Consider the following 19,292-nt stretch of genomic DNA (forward strand, 5'->3'; position numbering starts at 1 on the left):
ACCACATTTCCGCCCCGCCCGTGCAGCCCGCCGGCACTGTCGATCAGGCCCGGTCGGTGGCGGACCTGATCGAGCTCGCTGGGTGGAGCCGAAGCTCGAGGCGGTTGAGGCGGAGTTTCCGCCCGCGGCGGGGGTGTTTCCGGCACGGGCCGGGCGAGGATCTCCACGGAGTTTGGAGATCACGGTAGAACGTCCGGTACGGGCCCTACACTCGCTGCATGGCCGGGGCGCGGGTCAGCGGCGCCACCAGCAGTCCCGCCGCGCCGAGAGCCGCGGCCACCCACAGCACGGAGGTGTACCCCAGCCCCGCCTCGATGGCCAGCCCTCCCAGGAACGGCCCGGCGGCGTTGCCCACGTTGAAGGCCGACACATTCGCCGCCGAGGCCAGGTCGCGCGCGCCGTCCGCCATGGACAGGACCCGCGCCTGGAACGGCGGGATGGTCGCCGCGCCCGCCATCCCGAACAGCGCGAGCGCGACAACCGCCGTCACCGGGCTCTGCACGGCGGGAACCAGCAGGACGGAGACCAGCGTGACGGCGGCCAACACCGCGTAGACGGTCGGCATGAGGGCCTGGTCGGCGAGCCGGCCGCCGAGCGGGCTCCCGGCCAGCATGCCCACGCCGACGAGCACCAGCACGAACGGCACGGCGGAGGCGTCCAGACCGGTCACCTCGGTGAGCAGCGGGACGATGTAGGTCACGACCGCCAGGAACGGCGCCCAGCCCAGCGCGGTCACCAGCAGCGCCAGCCACAGCCGCCCGTTGCGGAAGGCCGCCAGCCCGAGGCCACCGTGCTGGTTCTCCCGGCGTGTCCGGTGCGGCACGAAGGCGGCCAGCCCGGCCATGACGATCACCCCCACGGCGCTCACCATCCAGAACGCCGTTCGCCAGCCGAACTCCTGGCCGATGGCGGTGCCCGCGGGCACACCCAGCACGTTGGCCAGGCTGAGCCCCATGAAGACCTTCGCGATGGCCGCCGCCTTCTTCTCCGCCGGCACCAAGCCTGCGGCGACGACGCTGGCCACGCCCACGAACGCGCCTCCGGCCAGCGCGGACAGGACACGGGCGGTCATGAGCACGCCGTATGAGCCGGAGACCGCGCAGAGCAGGCTGCCGACGACGAGCAACGCCGCCAAGGCGAGCAGCATGGTCTTACGGGGAAGCCGGTTGCCCAGCACCGTCAGGGCGGGGGCGCCGACGACCATGCCGAGCGCGTACCCGGAGACCAGCAGGCCTGCGGCCGGGACGGACACGCCGAAGCCGGAGGCCACCTGGGGCAACAGCCCGGCGATGACGACCTCGGTGGTGCCGACGGCGAAGGCGCCCAGAGCCAGGGCGGCCAGAGCGAGAGGGTTCTTCTCGGAATTCACATGGAAAGTCTCAGACCGCCATGATCGGAGATCAGCGACTGTTCCGGGACGAATCGGTTAGCAGGAGTTACCGATCGCCTGGGTCTCCGCGCAGGCGCGTACGAACGCCCTGACCCGCTCCGTCTCACCCGACGCCCGCCAGACCGGCGCGTAGGTGATCGGATGCGCGTCCTCGAACGGCACGTACGTCACACCGGGCCGGGGGTGGAAACGGCTGACGTCCTCACCCACCGACGCAACGCCACGCCCAGCCGCCACCAGGGCCAGCGTCTCCTGGATCGTGGCCGCCGTGTCGCCGCGCTCGATCGGCCAGCCCGCGGGGGTCGTCCGCGGGTTGTTGTTGGCCGTCACCCAGTACTCCGGCAACGATCCCCCGCAGGCGAACACCTTGGCGCGGGCGAGATCCTCCACCCTCACCGCCTCGCGCCGCGCCAACTGGTGGCGCGAGGAGACGGCCAGCACCGCGGGCACGGTCAGCACGACCGGCCCGGTCACCAGGTCGGGCTCGACGACGGGCAACTGGGCCATCAACACGTCCACCCTGCTCTCGCGCAGGGGTTCGACGAAGTCGCCCAACTGCGTCTCGTGGATGTGCACCGCCGTAGCCGGGTGCCGCCTGGCGAACAGGTCGAGTACGCCCATGAGCAGTTCGCCGGTCGCGGCACCGACGAAGCCCACGTGCAGCTCGCCCTCCATCCCCATCGCCGCCGACTTGGCCCTGGCCAGGCCGTCGCGGATGCACGCGTACGCCGGGGCCAGGTCGTCGTGCAGATGCTTGCCCAGAGGCGTCAGGCGGACCCGGCGGCTGGTGCGTTCGAACAGCGGGGCCCCGACCTGACGTTCCAGTTTCGCGATCGTCTGGCTTACCCGGGCCCGTGTCACCATGAGACGCTCCGCCGTCCGCCCGAAGTGCAGCTCTTCGGCCAGGATCAGGAAGCTCTCGAGTTCGAGACGCTCCATCCCCTCAGCCTAACGCCCGCCCTGCCGACGCCTGCTGCCTGGCCCGGCGCCATACGCCGGCGGTGCCGTCGATGCGTCTCGGTGTAGGTGTCGCCGGGCAGGTAGCCCAGGTCGCGACGTCGAAAGCCTTGCGGGTGAGGCGGTCTCCCGGCGGGAACCCGGTGTCGTGGTTGATGCCCTTGTTCATGACGTGTCCCCTCGTGGCTGGGCGGACGGGTCAGCGGAACAGGTGGGCGTGCTCGGCCGCCCAGTCGTCAAAGCCACGCAGCGGGCGGCCGATGATCTCGCGCACGGACGGCCGCTGGTCGAGCGTCCACCGGGTGAGCTCGGCGAGCCGTTCGCCGTACTCCCGCAGGGCGTACAGCGTCACCTCGATGCCGCCATCGGGCCAGCCGCGACGCCGCCAGTTCGCACGGCTGTCATCGGGGGTCACCTCGACGGCGGCGAGGTCGTGGCCGATGGCCGCGGCGATGCTCGCCACCCGTGACCGGGTGCTGATCGGCAGTCCGACCGCTTCGACAACGGCGCCGACATGATCGCCGGTACGCAGCGCCGCCACCGCGACGGCGGCCAGGTCGTCCTCGTGGATGAAGGGGTAGTGACCGTCCTCCAGGAATGCCTCGCGTACGATGCGCTCGCCTCTGACCGTGTCCGGCCAGTCCGACCCCGTGGCGGGATAGGTGCCCTCGATCATCGCGCCCATCACCGCCGACGGGCGAATGTGCGTCCACTCCATGCCCGAGCGTTCGACCGCTCGCTCGACGGCAAGCCAGAACCACGTCTCCGGCGGGTACGCCTCCTCGTACTCCGGCCCGTGCGAGGACAGCACGGCGATCCGCCGTACACCGGCATCCCGGGCAGCCACCAGCGCATCCTCTACCGTCGCCGGCACGGCTCCGGCGAGAAAGACGCCGTCCACGCCGGCGAAGGCCCCGGCGTGCTCCAGCGGCCTGGTGATGGACCCCTCGACGACCTCGACCCCGTCGGGCCAGCCGTCCACCTGGCCGGGCTCGGCGAGAACGCGTACCCGATCACCGGCATCCAGCAGCCGGCGCGCCAGGCTCCGCCCGACGATCCCCGTGGGGCTGCTGCCCGCGTCCTTCCTGGCACAGACCGCAGTCAGCAGGAACAGAGCGGGCTGCGAGGCATTCGTGAAGTGCTTGATTCCACCCATGGCAAGACCCTCCAACGCGAAATGGAGATCTTGCGCCACCCAGTGACAATGGGAGGTTGCGGATCCGAGGCCGCCAACACTACCAGCCCCCACGCATCGACCGCGGCCACGTGCCCGGCCAGGCCGGTTACCCGCCGATGAGCGCACCACGACGGTCGCGGGAATCGACAAGGTCAGCCCGCAGCCGGTCCGGCAGGAGAGCAACAGCCCGCTGACCCGATCTGGCGACCCAGGCTCGCCGAGCCGGCGGCAGGCTGTTCAGAACTGCGTTGACCGGAGTCTCCGGACGCACCGGACCCCTCGCGACCCTGAGCCGCAGCCAACGGCCTGGCAGAGCGTCTTCCACTTCCACCTCCCCGTGGTGCTCCGCTTCGAGCCCACCGACCTCACGCCGCCTTGGACGGAGGTCGATCGGGCAGACGGTCCCTGCCGTGCCGTCTGCCCGAGCCCTCGTCGCGCCGTCTACTCCACGATCGGCGCGCTGTCGACGACGCTCACCTTCAACTGGGCGCTCGACGACACCACGCTCCCCACCGGGGCGTCGGCCAGCTTCGCGTCCACGACCACCCCCCGGCGGCCGAGATAGTCGTAGGTCCTCGGGTCGAAGATGTACTCCTCCCTGACCCCGAGGGGCGACACCATCGCCGCGGCTATGCCCTTGCGCCCCGCGGCATCCTGCGCCTCCTTCACCGTCACCACCCCGGGAATCGTGGCCGCCGCGCGGAAGAGCGCGGCCCGCTGCGCGGCGGGCAGATAGGACTCCGTGAGCAGCCCGCCGACCCGGTTCCACGCCTCATAGTCCTGCAACCCGTCGAAGGGCACCTGCGTGTAGAGGTGCTTGCGCATGCCCTCGGTGTCCGTCGGCAGCTTGCTGACGTAGGCGTAGTCGTTGCGCAGGAACTCGGCGCGGTAATCGAAGTCGGCCGCCCGCCCCGGACGGCCGGGCTTGCCCACCTGTGCCTGCTCCGCTCGTGCGGCCGGCGGGAGCGTGTGCCCGGGATACGGCAGCGGTCCCAGGCTCTCCTCCTGCAGGACTCCCTTGACCGCGCTGCCCTCGACCGGCAGCCAGATCGTGCGCTTGGAGCGCGACAGCCAGATCCCCGCGTCCCCTCCGACCGTGTCCATGCTCTGCGACTCGTAGACGAGGAACTGTCCGGGCCTGGGATGCAGCTCCGGACGGCTGCCGGCGTGCTCGGCCGCCCGCAACAGCAGCTCCACGGCCGCGACCGTACGGATCAGCGGCGGGGGCGGCGCCGGGGCGGGCCGGCTCTGGACGAGGAACACCGCCACTCCCACCGCGGCCGCCAGACCTCCTGCCAGTGCGGCGCGCAGTCCGAGGCGGCGAACGTCGAGGCGGACCGGCGCCGACATGCCGGCCATCAGGCGCTCCGACTCGGCGCGCAGGTCTTCCTGCACGGGGACCTCGGAGCGGAAGTTGTTGAGCTGGGCCAGCTCATCCATGGCGAACCTCCTCGATGACGAGTGCTGTGGGGTCGGTCCCGCCCAGTTCCTCGCGGATCTTGGCGCGGGCGCGGTTGACGCGTGAGCGGACCGTTCCGGTGCGGATGCCGAGCGCCTCGGCGGCTTCGGTGTAGCTGAGGCCGCCCCAGGTCACCAGGAGCAGCACGTCGCGGTGCCCGGCGGGCAGCGCGACAAGCGCGGCGGCCAGGCGCCGCTGTACGGCCTGGGCGCTCAGCCGCTCGTCGCTGCGTGGGGTGAAGGGTTCGGTGACCGGGTCCACGCCGGTGCGGGCCAGGAGGTTCAGCTGCCTGGCCTCGGTACGCTTGTGGCGGCCGATGAGGTTGGTGGCGATGCCGTACAACCAGGGCAGGGCGTTGTGCCTGGCCAGGTCGTAGCGGCCGCGCTGGTGGAAGGCGGCGAGAAAGGTCTCCGCCACCACGTCCTCGGCGACGTCGGGCCCGAGGCGGCGGATGACGAATCTCTTGATCTCGGCCGCGTGCCTGCGGAAGATCTCCCCGAACATCTCGGGCTCCTGCCGGGACCGCGCGATGACGGCGGAATCGGCGGGGCTCGTTTCTGACATGCTCTGGCCTCTCGGCTCACGGATGGAACACCCCTACTTGCCCGCCCGCAGCCGACCGGTTCCCTCCATCAGGTCCAGACCCGGCCCGAGAGAATGTCGCAGACCTTGACGCCCAGCGTAGCCAGCTCGTCCCCGACCCGATCGACGGGCGGCGAGGCCATGACCTCGCGCCGTGCGGCCGCCCACCGAACAGGACGCGGTAGCCCAACTGAGCGAGCTCTATGCTGTCGCATGCCCAGGCCGCCGGTCAGTGAAGGGTGACGGTTCGGTGTGGGTCAGCCCGGCGGGACGGGATGGATCCGCGCCTTCCGGGGGAGGACCTTGATGAATGTCACACTACGGGTCAACGGGACGCCGTCCGCCTCCGCTCTCTTCCTGCGCCCTTGGCGTGATGGCGACGTCGAACCGCTGGTCAGGGTGTATCGCGATCCGGTATTGCGTCGTTGGACGAGCCTTCCCGTAGAGAGCGTCGAGGACGCGGTGGCGTGGCTGGAGCTTCAGCGACGCGGCTGGGAGACCGGCGAACGGCTGAGCTTCGCCGTACATGAAGACCAGTCCGGCACCGGCGAGGGCCGGTTGGTCGGCAACGTGGTCATGAAGCGGACCGGTCCCCGCCAGGAATCCGCAGAGGTCGGCTACTGGACGGCAGCGCACGCCCGAGGCCGAGGCGTGGCCCCTCGCGCCCTCGAAGCTCTCACCAAGTGGGCCTTCGACGTCTTCGCGGTCGAAGGTCTGGAACGTCTCGACCTGCTCCACCAAGTGGACAATCTTGCCTCGTGCCGGGTTGCGGAGAAGGCGGGATACCGTTTTCACCAGGTCCTTCCGGCCCAGCCGCCGTTCCCTGGGGACGGCCACCTGCATATACGACAGGCCGGCACTCCGGCCTGATGGCGCCGCGCTGCCTGAGGAACACCGCGTTGCCGCCGACGCCCTTTCAGCCGGCGCGGGCTGATCGTCACAGGCCGGGGGCGGACACGGTTCGCTCGAGCTCCACGAGGGCGACCGGAGGGCCCTCGCCGAAGTCGTGGTCGTGTCGCCTGCCGGTCTCGCCGAAGCCGTTCTTGGCGTAGAAACGGCGCGCCTGGGCTGAGTCCCGAAGCGTCCACAGATGCACGCGGTCATAGCCGGCCTCCCGCAGCCGGTCCAGGGTGGCGGCCAGCAAGGCCGCCGCGAGGCCGCGGCCCCAGACCTCTGGGTGGGCGAAGAAGGTGTGGATCTCCGCGAGGCCGGGGCGGGAGGAGGAGGCCCCGAAGCGGGCGAAGGCGCCCGGACGATCGTCCAGGAGTGCGAGCAGAGGTGTGTCCTCGCCCTCGGCCAGGATGGCGGCCCACTTGGTGCGCCGCTCCTCGATACCGGCGGCGGCGACCTTCGGCGTGCACAACGGGCCGTGCGAGATGCCCCAGGAGATTGCGTGGATCTCGCCGAGGACGTCCCCGTCGCCGGGCCCCGCCTCGCGGATCGCGATCACGCCTCGCATGGAGGAGACTCTACGCGGGGGCGTCGAGGGATGGGTTCGCGGGTTCGCACCTCGCCCCTGTCGGAGGTGGGGATCGGTTCCGGCACCGGGATCCGCGCCGTGGTGCACGCGACGCGCGAGGAGGGCGGCGCGTCCCTGGAAGAGGTCGCTGACCCCGTTTCCTGACCCGTGGGAAGACGATTCAGGTCTGCGGCGAAGGATGGGTGATCGTGACCGCCGACCGGAAGGCCCACCTTATGCCGGAGACAAGAACGTGAGCGCCGAAGTGAGCGAACAGGAGACCGACGCCGAACTCGTCACCCGGTACCGGCGCGACCCCAGCCTGTTCACCGCCGTCCACGACCGCTACTACCGCGACATCTACCTGTACGTCGCCGGCCGCCTGGACACGCAGATCGCCGAGGACATCACCGCCGAGACGTTCCTGCTGGCCTTCGACCGGCGCGACCGGTACGACCCGGAACGCGGAGACCTGCGGCCCTGGCTGTTCGGCATCGCCACCAATCTGATCGCCCGGCACCGCCGCAAGGAGACCCGCCACTACAAGGCGCTGGCCAAGCTGGGGCCCGAGCCCGTCGTGGAAGGCCACGAGGACCGGGTCGTCACCTCCGTCACCGCGGAACGCATGCAGCCGCACCTGGCCAAGGCGCTCGCCGCCCTGTCCGGCGGCGAGCGCGACGCACTGCTGCTCGTGGCCCTGGGCCAGCTCAGCTACGAAGAGGCGGCCCAGGCGCTCGGCATCGCCGTCGGCACCGTGGGCTCCCGGCTCAGCCGGGCCCGCAGCAAGATCCTCGCCCTCATTGACAAGGAGAACGCTCATGGATGACCTGAACGCCGTCGCGACCCTGCTGACCAAGCCCGAACCGTCCGCCGAGGCGATCATCCGCAGCAGGGGACGTCTCCAGGACAGGATGACGCGGGGCCGCGCCCTCCGGCGCCGCGGCCGGCTCCTGCCGGTGCTGGGCATGGCGGTCGCCGGCGCAGCGGCCGTCGCCGTGATCGCCACCAGCGTGGCCCCGCCCGCCGGCGCACCGGTCTCGGGCAGGGAGGTCCTGCTCATGGCCGCGGCCAGCGCCGAGCAGATTCCCCAGGGCACGGGGACCTATTGGCACGTCACGCGTACGTTCGAGGGCCCGGACGGGCCTCAGGCGCAGGAGAGCTGGACCACCCGCGACGGCGACCGCTGGTCCAGGAACAAGCCGAACGTCACTCCCGACGCCGTGGTCGAAACCCCGGCCCCGTTCAGGCTCATGGGCGCCGAGATCGGTCTCGAGGAGCTCGAAGGGCTTCCGTCGGATCCGGAGGAGCTGAAGGAGCGCATCGCCGGGCTTCCGCGGCAGGACAGCGCCATGATCCTTGCCGATCAGCAGGGCGAGCCCGTCTCTCCGCTGATCACCCTGATCACGGAGCTGCCGACGCCCGCGCAGGTCCGTTCGGCGGCGTTCGAGGCCCTGGCCGCGACGCCCGGGGTCAAGAACGCGGGGCCGGTCGAGGGCGGGCAGGAACTGCTGATCCCGCTCACCGGGGACCTGGAGATCAGGATGGTCGTCGATCCCGAGACCGCCCGGGTGACGCGCGCCAACGTCTTGCTGACCGCCGAGGGGGGCGCGGCGATGAGCTCCTCGTACATCTCGGTGACCACCGAGTGGACGGACGAACTTCCGCGGTGAAAACCCGTTGGGCGGGCCGGCGCGAACGGTTCCAGTCGGTCGTGACCCGCCCGCCTCCCCGCTGAGCACCTGTGGAACCCCCTGGCCACGCGCCAGGGGGTTCCACCTTTTTCAAGGTCGTTCGAGACGCTCTTCCGGTCACAGGCCGGACGAGCCAGGCCTGAACCCCCGCCGCGGTCAACCCCGGGGGAACGGCGGGAGACCGCCGAGTGATCTCCCGGAGGCCGTCACGAGCGAGAGATGGTCCGCCGAACGTGGTTCTTGGCTGGTTCGCGTGCGGTCCCTTCTTCGTTCATTCGCTTCGAGCAGATTCGCTCTCGACAGCGCCGACACGACCGGATCTGCGGGAGTTGTCGGATTCTGGCGCTCATTCCGCCTGGGCTGTGCTAGCAGTGATTCACCAACACAAATGATCACCACATATCAATGGTTTTGGGAGAAGTGATGGGTAGCCACGGCAACACCCCACCTCAGCTTGGAGCCAAGGGGAGAACGGGCGTGATCCCGCGACGCCGGGCGTCGTTGTGGATGGAGAGGGGGGCGGCCGTTCTGCTGGTGCTGGGCGTATCGGGCCTGGCCGGCCCCGTCGCATCGGCGACCGCGCGGCCGACGCAGAGCGCGCAGGACTGCTCGGTCCCCGTAAACGGTGTGCAGGCGTCCGGATACCAGGTAGAGCAGCTCGTACCGCGAAATCCGCTCCCCGCGTCCAACGGTCTGGCAGTCGACCCACAGGGGCGGCTCGTCGTCGCACAGGCGTTTTTCAACAGCATCTCGCGTGTCGACCCGGTGACCCGTCAGGTCGTCAACATCGCGAACGGATCCCAGCCTGCCGCCGACCAGGTCCAGACGCCGGACGACCTCACCTTCGGCCCGGACGGCAACCTGTACGTGGCGAGCGTCTTTTCGAAGTCGATCCTCCGCGTGAGCCCGAACGGGGGCACCCCCGTGACCGTGGGCCCCGGTATCACCGACGGGAACACGGGGCCGAACGGGATCGCCTTCCGCGGCAACAGGCTTTTCGCCAGCGACCTCGCGTTCGTACCGGGTTCGAAGGGTTCGATCTGGGAGGTCGACCCGTCCGGGACGAAGCCGCCCGTTCAGGTGGCTAGGGATCTTGAGGTTCCGGAAGGATTCGACTTCGCGTCGAACGGCTTGGCCTACGTCCCCGAGATGTACGCGGCGCGCATCGCGAAGGTGAACGTCGACACCGGCCAGGTCAGCCGCCTCGGTGTGCGGTTCGACAGTCCGATCACCGCGCTCAAGGTGGTTCCGCGGAACATCGATTCGACAGAGCCGCTGATCGTGCTGGAGGCGGGCACCGGCAAGGTCTGGAAGGTCGGCCGGACGTCTGGGAGCAAGACGCTGCTCGCCCAGGGCGAGCCGGGGCTGGACAACCTCCAGATCACGAAGGGCGGCGCCGTCTACGTGTCGAACTTCGTACGCGGCAACGTGCGGCAGGTGGATGCGAGAACCAAGAAACTCGTCCCTGTCCTGCCGGACGGTCCGCTGTCGGCGCCGGTCTCGCTGAACCCCACCGCCGATGGCGGATTCGTCGCCGCCGACCTGACGTCGGTGGTCAAGATCCAGGCTGACGGCGGGGTCGACCGCGTCTCGCGGTTCGCTCTGGACGACGTTCAGATGATCTCCTCGGGAGCCCTGCAGATCGGCCGCGACGTCTACCTGACCGACTGGCTCGCCGGCGGGAAGATCTCCAAGCTGGGCCTGGACACGGGCACCCGTTCGACCGTGGCCGACGGTTTCGTGGCTCCCGTACATCTGCGTCAAGGCCCGCAGGGCACGCTGCTGGTGGGCGACCAGGGCCTCGGTTCGGTGTTCTCGGTGCCGGTCGACGGCTCGGGTTCCCCGGCGCCGCTGCTGACCGGACTCGGATCCGTCGGGGGTCTCGCCTTCGACGCCGCGCGCGACGTGGTGTACGCGTCGGGAAGCGACAACGGAACCGTGGTGAGCGTTCCGGTGTCCGGTGGGACGCCGACGGTCGTGGCGACGGGGCTGGCCGGCCCTGAGGGGATCGCCGTGCGCCGGGACGGAAGCCTGCTCGTGGCCGAAGCGGCCACCGGTTGCATCACGCGCATCGATCCGTCCAGCGGCGCGAGAACGGCCGTCGCCGGCGGGTTCAAGATGAACATCCGCGGCATCAGCCTGCTGCCCTTCGTCAACTACACGGCGGACGTCGCCGCGCTCGACAACGGCGACATCGTGGTGAGCAACCCGGCGGACGGGAGCGTGACGACGCTGGTCCCCAGGTAGTCCGTTCGCGGCAGGGCATGGCCTGCCGCCACGGCCGCGGAGCACGTCGCGCTGCCCGAACCCGCCGCTAGGCGCGGTGGCAGGCGGCCGGTGCCCCCGATGACCGACCCACCTCGGCCCTCCGGTCCCCCGACCGGAGGGCCGATCGCGTGGGCGGACCGGCCGGCCCGCCCACGCATGGAGAGGTGTTCACGAGTGGGTTCCCTGCGCCATGAGGCGCTGACGGACAGAGCGGCGCGACCGTTGGCGGGCTCGCCGGCCGGATCCCTTTGAGCTGGGCGAATCGGCGGCCTCAACACGAAGAGTCGACATGTTCTTCCATTCGCGTTGACAGACGCCCCGATCCAGCCGATGCTTGATCACGCCCGCTATTTGACTGCAGCGCCCACTATTTGGGCATTCAGGAGACGTTAACGTCGTGTTCGCGCATTGTCGCGTGCAATTCGAGGTAGGGACTGCCCGCAGTGGCAGCGTGCCCCTGGCATCCTTCGCCGACGGCAGGCCGGCAATGGCCGCGCGGCATGGCGGTGACAATTCCACGCGCTGTTCATCGCCTATCTTGATGAGCGGGCTATGAGCGCCGTCGGCGGCCTCGCGGACCGGCAGGTCTCCGGTTGGCGCGACCTCCCGCCCTCTCCGATCGCGCCGTCCATCGCCCGCCGCTGGGTGACGGCGATGTGCGCGTCATGGGAGCTTCGCCTCTCCGCCGCCGACAAGGCGACGATCATCGAGCTGACCAGCGAGCTGGTCACGAACGCCGTTCAGCACGCGGCCCCGGCCGTTCGCGGCGTCCCGGAGATCAGGATCAACGTGCGAGCGGGGTTCGCCGTCTTCTGGCTGGCGGTCTGCGACCCCGATCCGGCTCTGCCCCAGGTGCGGACCCCCGATTTCCTGGCCGAGAGCGGCCGGGGCCTCTTCCTCGTGGAGGCGCAGGCCGACCGATGGGGCGCCGTCCGGCACGGGGCCGGGAAGTTCGTCTGGTTCAGCCTGGAATGCCGAGGGAACGCCCAGCACGCGAGCGACGCGTCGCTCGCCCGTCCATTCACCGACCGCACCATGTTCGACACCACGAAGTTCGACACCACGAAGGAGAACGTGCCATGCCTCCCGTCGCCCTTCCCCACGACGTTCACGGCTCCGGGCCGCACCGCGTGATCGCCCTGCACGGCTGGCTGGGTGACCGTACCTCCTTCCAGAAGATCCAGCCCTATCTGGACGGCGACGCCTTCACCTACGCCTTCCCCGACTACCGGGGGTACGGCGAGGCCATGGACCTCAGCGGCGAGTACACCCTCGCCGAGATCGCCGCGGACGTGATCGCGCTCGCCGACAAGCTCGGCTGGGACACCTTCTCCCTGATCGGTCACTCGATGGGCGGTACGGCGATGCAGCGGGTGATGCTGGACGCGCCCGGCCGGGTCCGCAAGCTCGTCGGCATCTCCCCGGTGCCCGCCAGCGGTGTCCCGTTCGACGAGCAGACCTGGGGGCTGTTCTCCGGCTCCGCCGAGGAGCCCGCCAACCGCCGGACGATCATCGACCTCACCACGGGCAACAGGCTTCCGGGTCGCTGGCTCGACGAAATGGTCGGCAACTCGCTGCGGAACTCCACGGTGGCCTCGTACCGGGCCTACCTGGACGCGTGGGCCCGCACCGACTTCCACACGGAGGTCACCGGCAGCGCCACGCCGGTCCTCCTCATCGTCGGCGAGCACGATCCTGCCCTCTCCGCCGAGGTCATGCGGGGCACGTGGCTGCAGTGGTACCAGAAGACCGAGTTGACGACGCTGTCCGAGGCCGGCCACTACGCGACGGAGGAGACGCCGCTGGCTCTCGTATCCGCCATCGAACGGTTCCTGGCCGCCTGACGGCCCGCAGAGGGGATGCCCATGATCGACGTGTTCGACCCGCGTATTTACTCGCAGGGCATCCCACACGAGCGATACCGCCTGCTACGTGACGAACACCCCGTGTACTGGCAGGAGGAGCACGAGGTCGGCGACTGGCCGGCCGGACCCGGTTTCTGGGCCGTGACCCGCCACGCGGACGTCGTACGGGTGCTGCGCACGCCGACCGGATACAGCTCGTGGATCGGCGCCACGCAGATCCGCGATCCGGACCCGGCCGACCTGTCGTTCATCCGCCGGATGATGCTCAACCTCGATCCGCCCGACCACGGCAGGCTCAGGCGGATCGTCTCCGGCGCGTTCACCCCCGGTCGCGTCGAGCGGTTCGCCGCCGGGATCGCGGCACGGGCACGGTCGCTCGTGGACGAGATCGCCGAACGGGGCGAGTGCGACCTGCCGGTGGACGTGACCGACGACTACCCGATCCAGAACCTCGCGGATCTCCTCGGCATCCCCAGCGCCGATCGCGGTCAGATCCTGGAGTGGACCAACCGGGTCGTCGGCTACCAGGATCCCGATCACGCGCTCGCCGTCCGGAGCCCGGGTGGGAAGCCGGTCAACCCGCGCTCTCCGGCCATGCTCAGCGACATGTTCGCGTACGCCCGCGACCTGTCCGTCTACAAGCGCCGCAATCCCGCGGACGACATCATGACCACGCTCGCCACGGCGGAGGTGGACGGACGGCGGCTCACCGAAGCCGAACTGTCGATGTTCTTCTTCCTCCTGGTCATCGCGGGCAACGACACCGTACGCTCTGCCCTGCCCGGCGGGTTGATCGCGCTGCTCGACCACCCGGCGGAGCACCGCCGCCTGCTGGCGCATCCGGAACTGCTCGACTCGGCGATCGAGGAGATGTTGCGCTGGCATCCGCCCGTCCTCAGTTTCCGTCGCACCGCCGTGCACGACACCGTACTCGCCGGGCAGCCCATCGCGGCGGGAGACAAGGTCGTCGTCTTTCACGGTGCCGCCAACTACGATGAGCGCGTGTTCGCCGACCCGATGCGCTTCGACATCACGCGGCAGCTCAACGACCACGTCTCGTTCGGCGACGGACCGCACGTGTGCCTCGGCGCCCGGTTCGCCCGCCTGCAACTCCGTGCGCTCTACCGCGAGCTGCTCTGGCGGCTGCCGGACATGGAACTCGCCGGTCCACCCGACCGGCTGGTGTCGAACTTCATCGCCGGTGTCAAGCACCTGCCCATCCGTTACACACCCGTTCCCCGGTCAGGTGACGCATGACCCCCTCCGCCGACGCCGAACCGGACTCGTCTCGCGGCGCGGGTTCCAAGACCATCGACACGGGCCTGCGGCTCCTGGAGATCCTCAGGGACCATCCCGACGGACTGATGATCACCGAACTCGCCCAGGTGGCCGGGATCCATCGCAACGCGGTCTCCCGCCATCTGGCCGCGCTCGGCAACCACCGGCTGGTCGCCCGCGTCGGCAGCCGCTTCACCCTCGGTCTCGGCATCGTCGAGCTCAACGCCGCGGTCCAGCACCGGCTGCGCAGCGCGGCGCTCTCCGCCCTGCAGGTGCTGGCCGACAGTTGCAACGCCACGGCGTTCATCACCGTGCTCGACAGCGACGAGAACGAGGCCGTCGTCCTCACGGTGGTCGAGCCGCGCGCTTCGCAGTTTCACGCCGCCTACCGCGCCGGCACGCGGCACCCCGCGAACCGCGGCGCCTCCGGGATCGCCATACTCGCCGGGCGTCCGCCCAGAGCCGGAGAGCGTCCGGCGATCACGGAGGCCCGCGCCGTCGGCTATTCCGTCACCGCCGGTGAGCTGCAGCCCGGCGCCTGGGGCGTCGCCGCGCCGATCATCTCGGCCGGCCGCCCGGCCGAGGCCAGCATCGGCGTGGTGACCATCGGCCGGCGCGACGAGGAGGCCATCGCCTCGCTGGTCCTCACCACCGCGACCCAGATCTCGCAGTTCCTCTGACCCGACCCGCGCCCCGTGGCCACGCCCTCCTACGCGGGCAGCGGCAGGCGCAGGACGAAGCGCGCTCCGCCGGCCGGGGACCTCCGCACGCCCATGCGGCCGTGGTGGGCCCGGGCGATTTCGCGGGCGATCGCCAGCCCGAGACCGGCGCCCTCCTCGCAGAGATAGCGCGTGTCCAGCCGGGTGAGGCACTCGAAGATCCAATTCCGATCCGTTTCGTCTGCCTCGTCCGCTTCCTCACCGTCGTCGGCGACGACCAGCTCGGCCTGGCCGTCGCGGCAGTGCACCCCGACCTCGACCGACCGGCCGGCATGCCGCTGGGCGTTGTCCAGCAGGATCGCAAGAGCACGAACGAGCTGGACGCGCACCGCGTGAACGGTGACGCCGGAGGTCAGCCGGAGCCGCACGGGGGCACGATTAGATCGGCGAAGGACCTCGTGCCGCACCAGGTCCGCCAGGTCGAGGTCCTCCCAGCGGTCCGACGCGCCGGCACCCAGCTTGGCCAGATGGAGCAGGCCCGCCACGATGGCCTCCAGGCGATCGACGTTCTTCAACGCCCGCTGGAGCAACTCGTCGAGGTCGGTCTCCTCGGGGTGCATCACGGCCTCTTCAAGCTCCACGCGCAGGCCGGTCACCGGGGTCCGCAACTCGTGAGAGGCGTCGGCGACGAACTGGAGCTGCCGGGCCAGCACCTCCTGCCCGGCCGCGGCGACACAGGCCCGCGGGAGCGTCGGAGAGTCACCGAGTCCCTCGCCGATCGCGCAACGATCGGCGACACTTGTCGAACAACGTTCGAACTGAGTCTGAGTAGTCATCCCGAGCATCCCGCCGTAGTCCGCTGTCCTTACCCGAACGACGGTACGGAGAGGCGCTGACGGTTTACTGACACCCCGCCGTCAGCCGCGCCAGGTTCACGGCTTCCTGCCAGGTCAGGCGTGCCCCCTGCCGGTAACACTCCGCGAACGCCTCCTCGCCCAGGGTGGCCGTCGCCGCTGCCGTGATCCGGTCCACGTCACCCCGCTCGGCGGGAGGCAGCGGAGCCCCCACACCGCGGCGGGTCGCATCCGCCGCACCGAGCAGCCGGGCCGCGCGTCCGGCTCGGCGCGGGTCCTTCGACAGCGCCGCCGCGCCCGCCAGTCCTTCGAACGTGAGGGCCATCGCCCGCGGCTCTTCCATGGAACATGCGAGCTCCAGGGCGCGGAGATGGCGCTCCGTCGCCAGGGCTTCGTCACCGCGGAGTTCGGCGGTGAAGCCCAGCTCCGCCCAGAGCAGATGATCACCCACCTCTGAGGAGGGATAATGGTCGAACAGGCACGCGAGGTACGTCTCCGCCGCGTCAAGGTCTCCGGAGCGGCGAGCCCCGAGCGCGAACCCTATTACCGCGAGACACTGCACGTAGACGTTGCCCTGTTCGCTTGCCAGCCGTCGCGCCCGCTCGTGCAGCTCATGACCCCGCTCCCAGTCACGGGCGAGCAATGCCAGCCGCCCCAGACCGCAGTAGCTAATGGCGAGGTCAGCCGCCAGGCCCAGCTTCTCCGCGATGCGCAGCCCTTCCTCCCGGAGGCGTTCTGCCTCCGCGTAATCGCCCCTGATCTCGGCCAGCCCGCTCAGCGGGACCGTGGCCTGCAACTCGCCCCAACGATCTCCAAGCTCGCGGAAGATCTCCGCACTTCTCCCGATCTCCCGCTCGACACCGGCGAGATCTCCCTGGAGCAGCGCGTGCATGGACCGCAGGCCGGTCGCGGCGGCGATGCCCCACAAGTCGTCGGCGGCGGTGAAGAGGCTGAGCGCACGAGCGTTGGTCGCCCTGCTGCCGGCCATCTCACCGAGGTAGTACAGCCCGTAGGCGTAGAGCCACACAGCGCGTCCGCTCCGCAGCGTGTCCACGACGGGCGGGTCGGCTGTGGGCGGCGACTCCGGCCGGGTGCCGTTCAGCAGCGTGAACGCGTCTCGCAGCACGTGGAGCTCGGCGGCTTCGCCGACGACGGCGAGCACCGCCGACATGGCGCGGCAGCCCTCGCTCAACCGCCCGCGCAGCAGCCACCACCAGGACAGGGCGGTGGCCAGCCGCACGGCTTCGCAACCGCCCGCGCCCACCCGCGCGCGACGCTTCGCCTCCTCGAGCGCGGCGCGCAGATTGGCCGCCTCGGCGTCCAACCGGGCGAGCCACGCCTGCTGCTCCCCGTCACGCAGATGGGGTTCGGCCTGTTCGGCGAGGTCGAGGTAGTAACGCAGGTGCCGGTCCCGGGTGGCGGCGAGATCCGCCATCTCGATCAGCCGCTCCAACGCGTACGCGGCCACGGACTCCAGCAGCCGGTACCGGGTGCCGTCGGGCCCGTCGGTCACGACGACCATGGAACGATCCACCAGCCGTGTCACCAGGTCGAGGACTTCCTCACGGGACACGCCGTCACCCGAGCACACCGCTTCCGTGGCGTCCAGGGTGCAGCCGTCGGAGTACACGGCAAGGCGGCACAGCATGATCTGCTCCGGTGCGCTGAGCAGCTCCCAACTCCAGTCGATCATGGCCCACAAGGTCCGCTGGCGCGCCGGCGCCCCCCGCTGCCCTGACGTGAGCAGCCGGAACCGGTTCTCCAGGCGGGCCGCCAACTCTCGCACGCCGAGCCCGCGAACCCGGGTCGCCGCCAGCTCAAGAGCGAGCGGAATGCCGTCAAGACGGCGGCAGATCTCCGCCACGGCCTCGTGCGTTTCCTGGGTGGCCCCGTCGAGGGAGAAGCCCGGGGCCGAGGCCGCGGCCCGCTCCGTGAACAGGCGTATCGCGTCGGCCGGCAGCAGCGGCTCGACGAGGAACACCGTCTCACCGGTCAGGCCGAGCGGCTCGCGACTGGTGGCCAGAACGCGCAGATCGGGTGCGGCGGCCAGCAACTGCCCGGCGAGTTCGGCCGCCGCCGCGATGACATGTTCGCAGTTGTCCAGAACGAGCAGGATCCTGCGTTCGCGCAGAGCGACCGCGAGCCGGTCGATCAGCGCCGACGGCCCACCCCATCCAGGCGTCCCCGAGGGCGCGTCGTCCCTGATCCCGAGTACGGTGGCGACCACCTGCATGAGGTCGGCCAGACCTCCATGTTGCGGAGCGAACTCGACCAGCCACGCTTCGTCGAGCATCCCCCCGTCAGCTTCCTGGGCGAACCGCGTCGCGGCCGCCACCGCGAGCCGGGTCTTGCCCACTCCCCCGGGCCCCGTGAGCGTGACGAGACGTGCGCGGTCAAGGAGATCACCGACCTCGTTGAGTGACTGTTCGCGGCCGATCAGCGCACTCAGCGTCGCGGGCAGGTTCGATCGTGGGCAGACGATCCGGCCGGCGGCCGTTGCCGCCTCGGCGGGCGCCTCCGGACCCGATGGTCCTGCGGGGGTCTCAGCCTGCTGGACCAGCGCGAGCGACGCGTCCTGACGCAGGATCGCACCCTGCAGCGCGGCCAGCTCAGGGCTCGGATCGAGGCCGAGCTCGTCGGTCAGGAGTTCCCGCAGCTCCGCATACGACGCCAGCGCCTCGCTCTGACGACCGGCCAGGTACAGGGCGCGAAGCTGAATGGCCCGCAGCCGTTCCCGCAGCGGGTACCGGGCCACGAGGTCGGCCAGCTCCCCGATGAGCAGGATGTGGTCGCCCAGCTCCAACCGGCACTCGGCCTGCTCCTCCAGGACCGCCAGACGTTGTTCGGTGAGGCGCTGTGCCGCCGCGCGCGCGAACTCCTCGTCCTCGACGTCGGCGTACGCGGGCCCGCGCCACAATCCGAGCGCCTGGGTGAGCAGCTCGGCCCGTGCCCGCGCGTCGCCGGCGGACCGGGCCTCGGTCACCAGGGACTGGAAGCGCTCCGCGTCGACCTCGTCGGTGGGCTGGTCGAGGCGCAACCGGTAACCGGCCGACTCGTGCACCACCCGATCACGGCCGAGAGCGCGGCGTAGCTGGGAGATCTTGACCTGAAGGGTGTTGGCGGGGTTGCCGGGCAGGTCCTCGCCCCACAGGTCATCGATGAGCCGGTCCGCGGTGACCGGCCGGCCCTCGTGCACGAGCAGATCGGTGAGCAGGGCCCGGACCTTGGCCTCTGGGACCCGTACCGGATTTCCCTCGCTGTCCCACACCATGACGGGGCCCAGCACTCCGAACCGCACAAGAACACGCTACACACCGCCGAACGGTCGGCCGTCAGCGAACCATCAGGTTTCCCAAAGCACGGCAATGCACAGTTATTGCTGGAGAAGTCACACATGCCGGGCGGGCGCGGATCGCGTCGGCCGGGTCACGCGCGTGCCCTGGAAAGCCCGTTCCCGTCGGACCGGAGCGTCATGCGAAGCCAAAACTTCGCCCATTTTCACGTGCGCACGACCGGACACGACAGGGCTGGTGTCGTCCGCGATCGCGGTACCCCGGCGAAGGCCCGTACTGCGCTCGCAGCAGGCGCGAACCCCTTCTGGGGTCCACCGCGGGTTGAGGCTTTCCGCCTGCCGTTCCCTCACAGGAGGTGTG

General features: G+C 70.3%; 17 protein-coding genes. 8 read left to right on the forward strand and 9 right to left on the reverse strand.

Annotated elements, in window-relative coordinates:
- Positions 1-205: 205 nt before the first annotated feature.
- The 6 genes from ABD844_RS33880 to ABD844_RS33905 form a co-directional block, all read right to left on the reverse strand.
- Positions 206-1,369 (reverse strand): MFS transporter, encoded by a 1,164-nt coding sequence (locus tag ABD844_RS33880; RefSeq protein ID WP_344887042.1) that lies wholly within the window; start codon positions 1,367-1,369, stop codon positions 206-208.
- Between the two features lie 57 nt (positions 1,370-1,426).
- Positions 1,427-2,329 (reverse strand): LysR family transcriptional regulator, encoded by a 903-nt coding sequence (locus ABD844_RS33885; RefSeq protein ID WP_344887044.1) that lies wholly within the window; start codon positions 2,327-2,329, stop codon positions 1,427-1,429.
- 4 nt (positions 2,330-2,333) lie between these two features.
- Positions 2,334-2,516 carry a hypothetical protein gene (locus ABD844_RS33890; RefSeq protein WP_344887046.1) on the reverse strand — a complete coding sequence of 61 codons (183 nt, stop codon included), beginning with the start codon at positions 2,514-2,516 and terminating at the stop codon, positions 2,334-2,336.
- Positions 2,517-2,546: 30 nt separating this feature from the next.
- Positions 2,547-3,503 carry an NAD(P)H-binding protein gene (locus ABD844_RS33895; protein WP_344887048.1) on the reverse strand — a complete coding sequence of 319 codons (957 nt, stop codon included), beginning with the start codon at positions 3,501-3,503 and terminating at the stop codon, positions 2,547-2,549.
- Between the two features lie 462 nt (positions 3,504-3,965).
- Complete coding sequence (locus tag ABD844_RS33900; RefSeq protein ID WP_344887050.1) at positions 3,966-4,964, reverse strand: CU044_5270 family protein; 999 nt, start codon at positions 4,962-4,964, stop codon at positions 3,966-3,968.
- Entirely contained in the window at positions 4,957-5,547 is a 591-nt protein-coding gene (locus ABD844_RS33905) for an RNA polymerase sigma factor (RefSeq protein ID WP_344887052.1), read from the reverse strand. Before ABD844_RS33905 ends, ABD844_RS33900 begins: the two co-directional genes overlap by 8 nt.
- 324 nt (positions 5,548-5,871) lie before the next feature.
- On the opposite strand from ABD844_RS33905, the gene ABD844_RS33910 reads away from it, so the two are divergent.
- Complete coding sequence (locus ABD844_RS33910; RefSeq protein ID WP_344887136.1) at positions 5,872-6,435, forward strand: GNAT family N-acetyltransferase; 564 nt, start codon at positions 5,872-5,874, stop codon at positions 6,433-6,435.
- A gap of 67 nt (positions 6,436-6,502) precedes the next feature.
- Here ABD844_RS33910 and ABD844_RS33915 read toward each other — a convergent pair whose 3' ends face one another.
- Positions 6,503-7,024: a GNAT family N-acetyltransferase gene (locus tag ABD844_RS33915; protein ID WP_344887054.1), complete on the reverse strand. Its 522-nt coding sequence runs from the start codon at positions 7,022-7,024 to the stop codon at positions 6,503-6,505.
- Between the two features lie 253 nt (positions 7,025-7,277).
- Here ABD844_RS33915 and ABD844_RS33920 point away from each other — a divergent pair, with 253 nt between their 5' ends.
- The 7 genes from ABD844_RS33920 to ABD844_RS33950 all read left to right on the forward strand — a co-directional run bounded on the left by ABD844_RS33920 (position 7,278) and on the right by ABD844_RS33950 (position 14,806).
- Entirely contained in the window at positions 7,278-7,850 is a 573-nt protein-coding gene (locus ABD844_RS33920) for an RNA polymerase sigma factor (RefSeq protein WP_344887056.1), read from the forward strand.
- Positions 7,843-8,694: a CU044_5270 family protein gene (locus ABD844_RS33925; RefSeq protein ID WP_344887058.1), complete on the forward strand. Its 852-nt coding sequence runs from the start codon at positions 7,843-7,845 to the stop codon at positions 8,692-8,694. Before ABD844_RS33920 ends, ABD844_RS33925 begins: the two co-directional genes overlap by 8 nt.
- 498 nt (positions 8,695-9,192) lie before the next feature.
- The gene (locus tag ABD844_RS33930) at positions 9,193-10,962 is read left to right on the forward strand and encodes a hypothetical protein (RefSeq protein WP_344887060.1); all 1,770 of its coding nucleotides are present in this window, start codon (positions 9,193-9,195) and stop codon (positions 10,960-10,962) included.
- A 573-nt stretch (positions 10,963-11,535) separates the two neighbouring features.
- Positions 11,536-12,117 carry an ATP-binding protein gene (locus ABD844_RS33935; RefSeq protein WP_344887062.1) on the forward strand — a complete coding sequence of 194 codons (582 nt, stop codon included), beginning with the start codon at positions 11,536-11,538 and terminating at the stop codon, positions 12,115-12,117.
- A complete protein-coding gene (locus ABD844_RS33940) occupies positions 12,063-12,827 on the forward strand; it encodes an alpha/beta fold hydrolase (protein ID WP_344887064.1) in 765 nt (254 codons plus the stop codon). The genes ABD844_RS33935 and ABD844_RS33940 overlap by 55 nt, the downstream gene beginning before the upstream one ends.
- Positions 12,828-12,848: 21 nt before the next feature.
- A complete protein-coding gene (locus tag ABD844_RS33945; RefSeq protein WP_344887066.1) occupies positions 12,849-14,105 on the forward strand; it encodes a cytochrome P450 in 1,257 nt (418 codons plus the stop codon).
- Positions 14,102-14,806, forward strand: coding sequence for an IclR family transcriptional regulator (locus ABD844_RS33950; RefSeq protein ID WP_344887068.1), 705 nt, complete (start codon positions 14,102-14,104; stop codon positions 14,804-14,806). Before ABD844_RS33945 ends, ABD844_RS33950 begins: the two co-directional genes overlap by 4 nt.
- Before the next feature lie 29 nt (positions 14,807-14,835).
- Here ABD844_RS33950 and ABD844_RS33955 read toward each other — a convergent pair whose 3' ends face one another.
- Together ABD844_RS33955 and ABD844_RS33960 are read right to left on the reverse strand one after the other, a co-directional pair.
- Positions 14,836-15,621: a sensor histidine kinase gene (locus ABD844_RS33955; RefSeq protein WP_344887070.1), complete on the reverse strand. Its 786-nt coding sequence runs from the start codon at positions 15,619-15,621 to the stop codon at positions 14,836-14,838.
- A gap of 64 nt (positions 15,622-15,685) precedes the next feature.
- Positions 15,686-18,937: an AfsR/SARP family transcriptional regulator gene (locus ABD844_RS33960; protein ID WP_344887072.1), complete on the reverse strand. Its 3,252-nt coding sequence runs from the start codon at positions 18,935-18,937 to the stop codon at positions 15,686-15,688.
- Positions 18,938-19,292: the final 355 nt, after the last annotated feature.

Source organism: Nonomuraea antimicrobica, from assembly GCF_039536965.1.
Classification (GTDB): domain Bacteria; phylum Actinomycetota; class Actinomycetes; order Streptosporangiales; family Streptosporangiaceae; genus Nonomuraea; species Nonomuraea antimicrobica.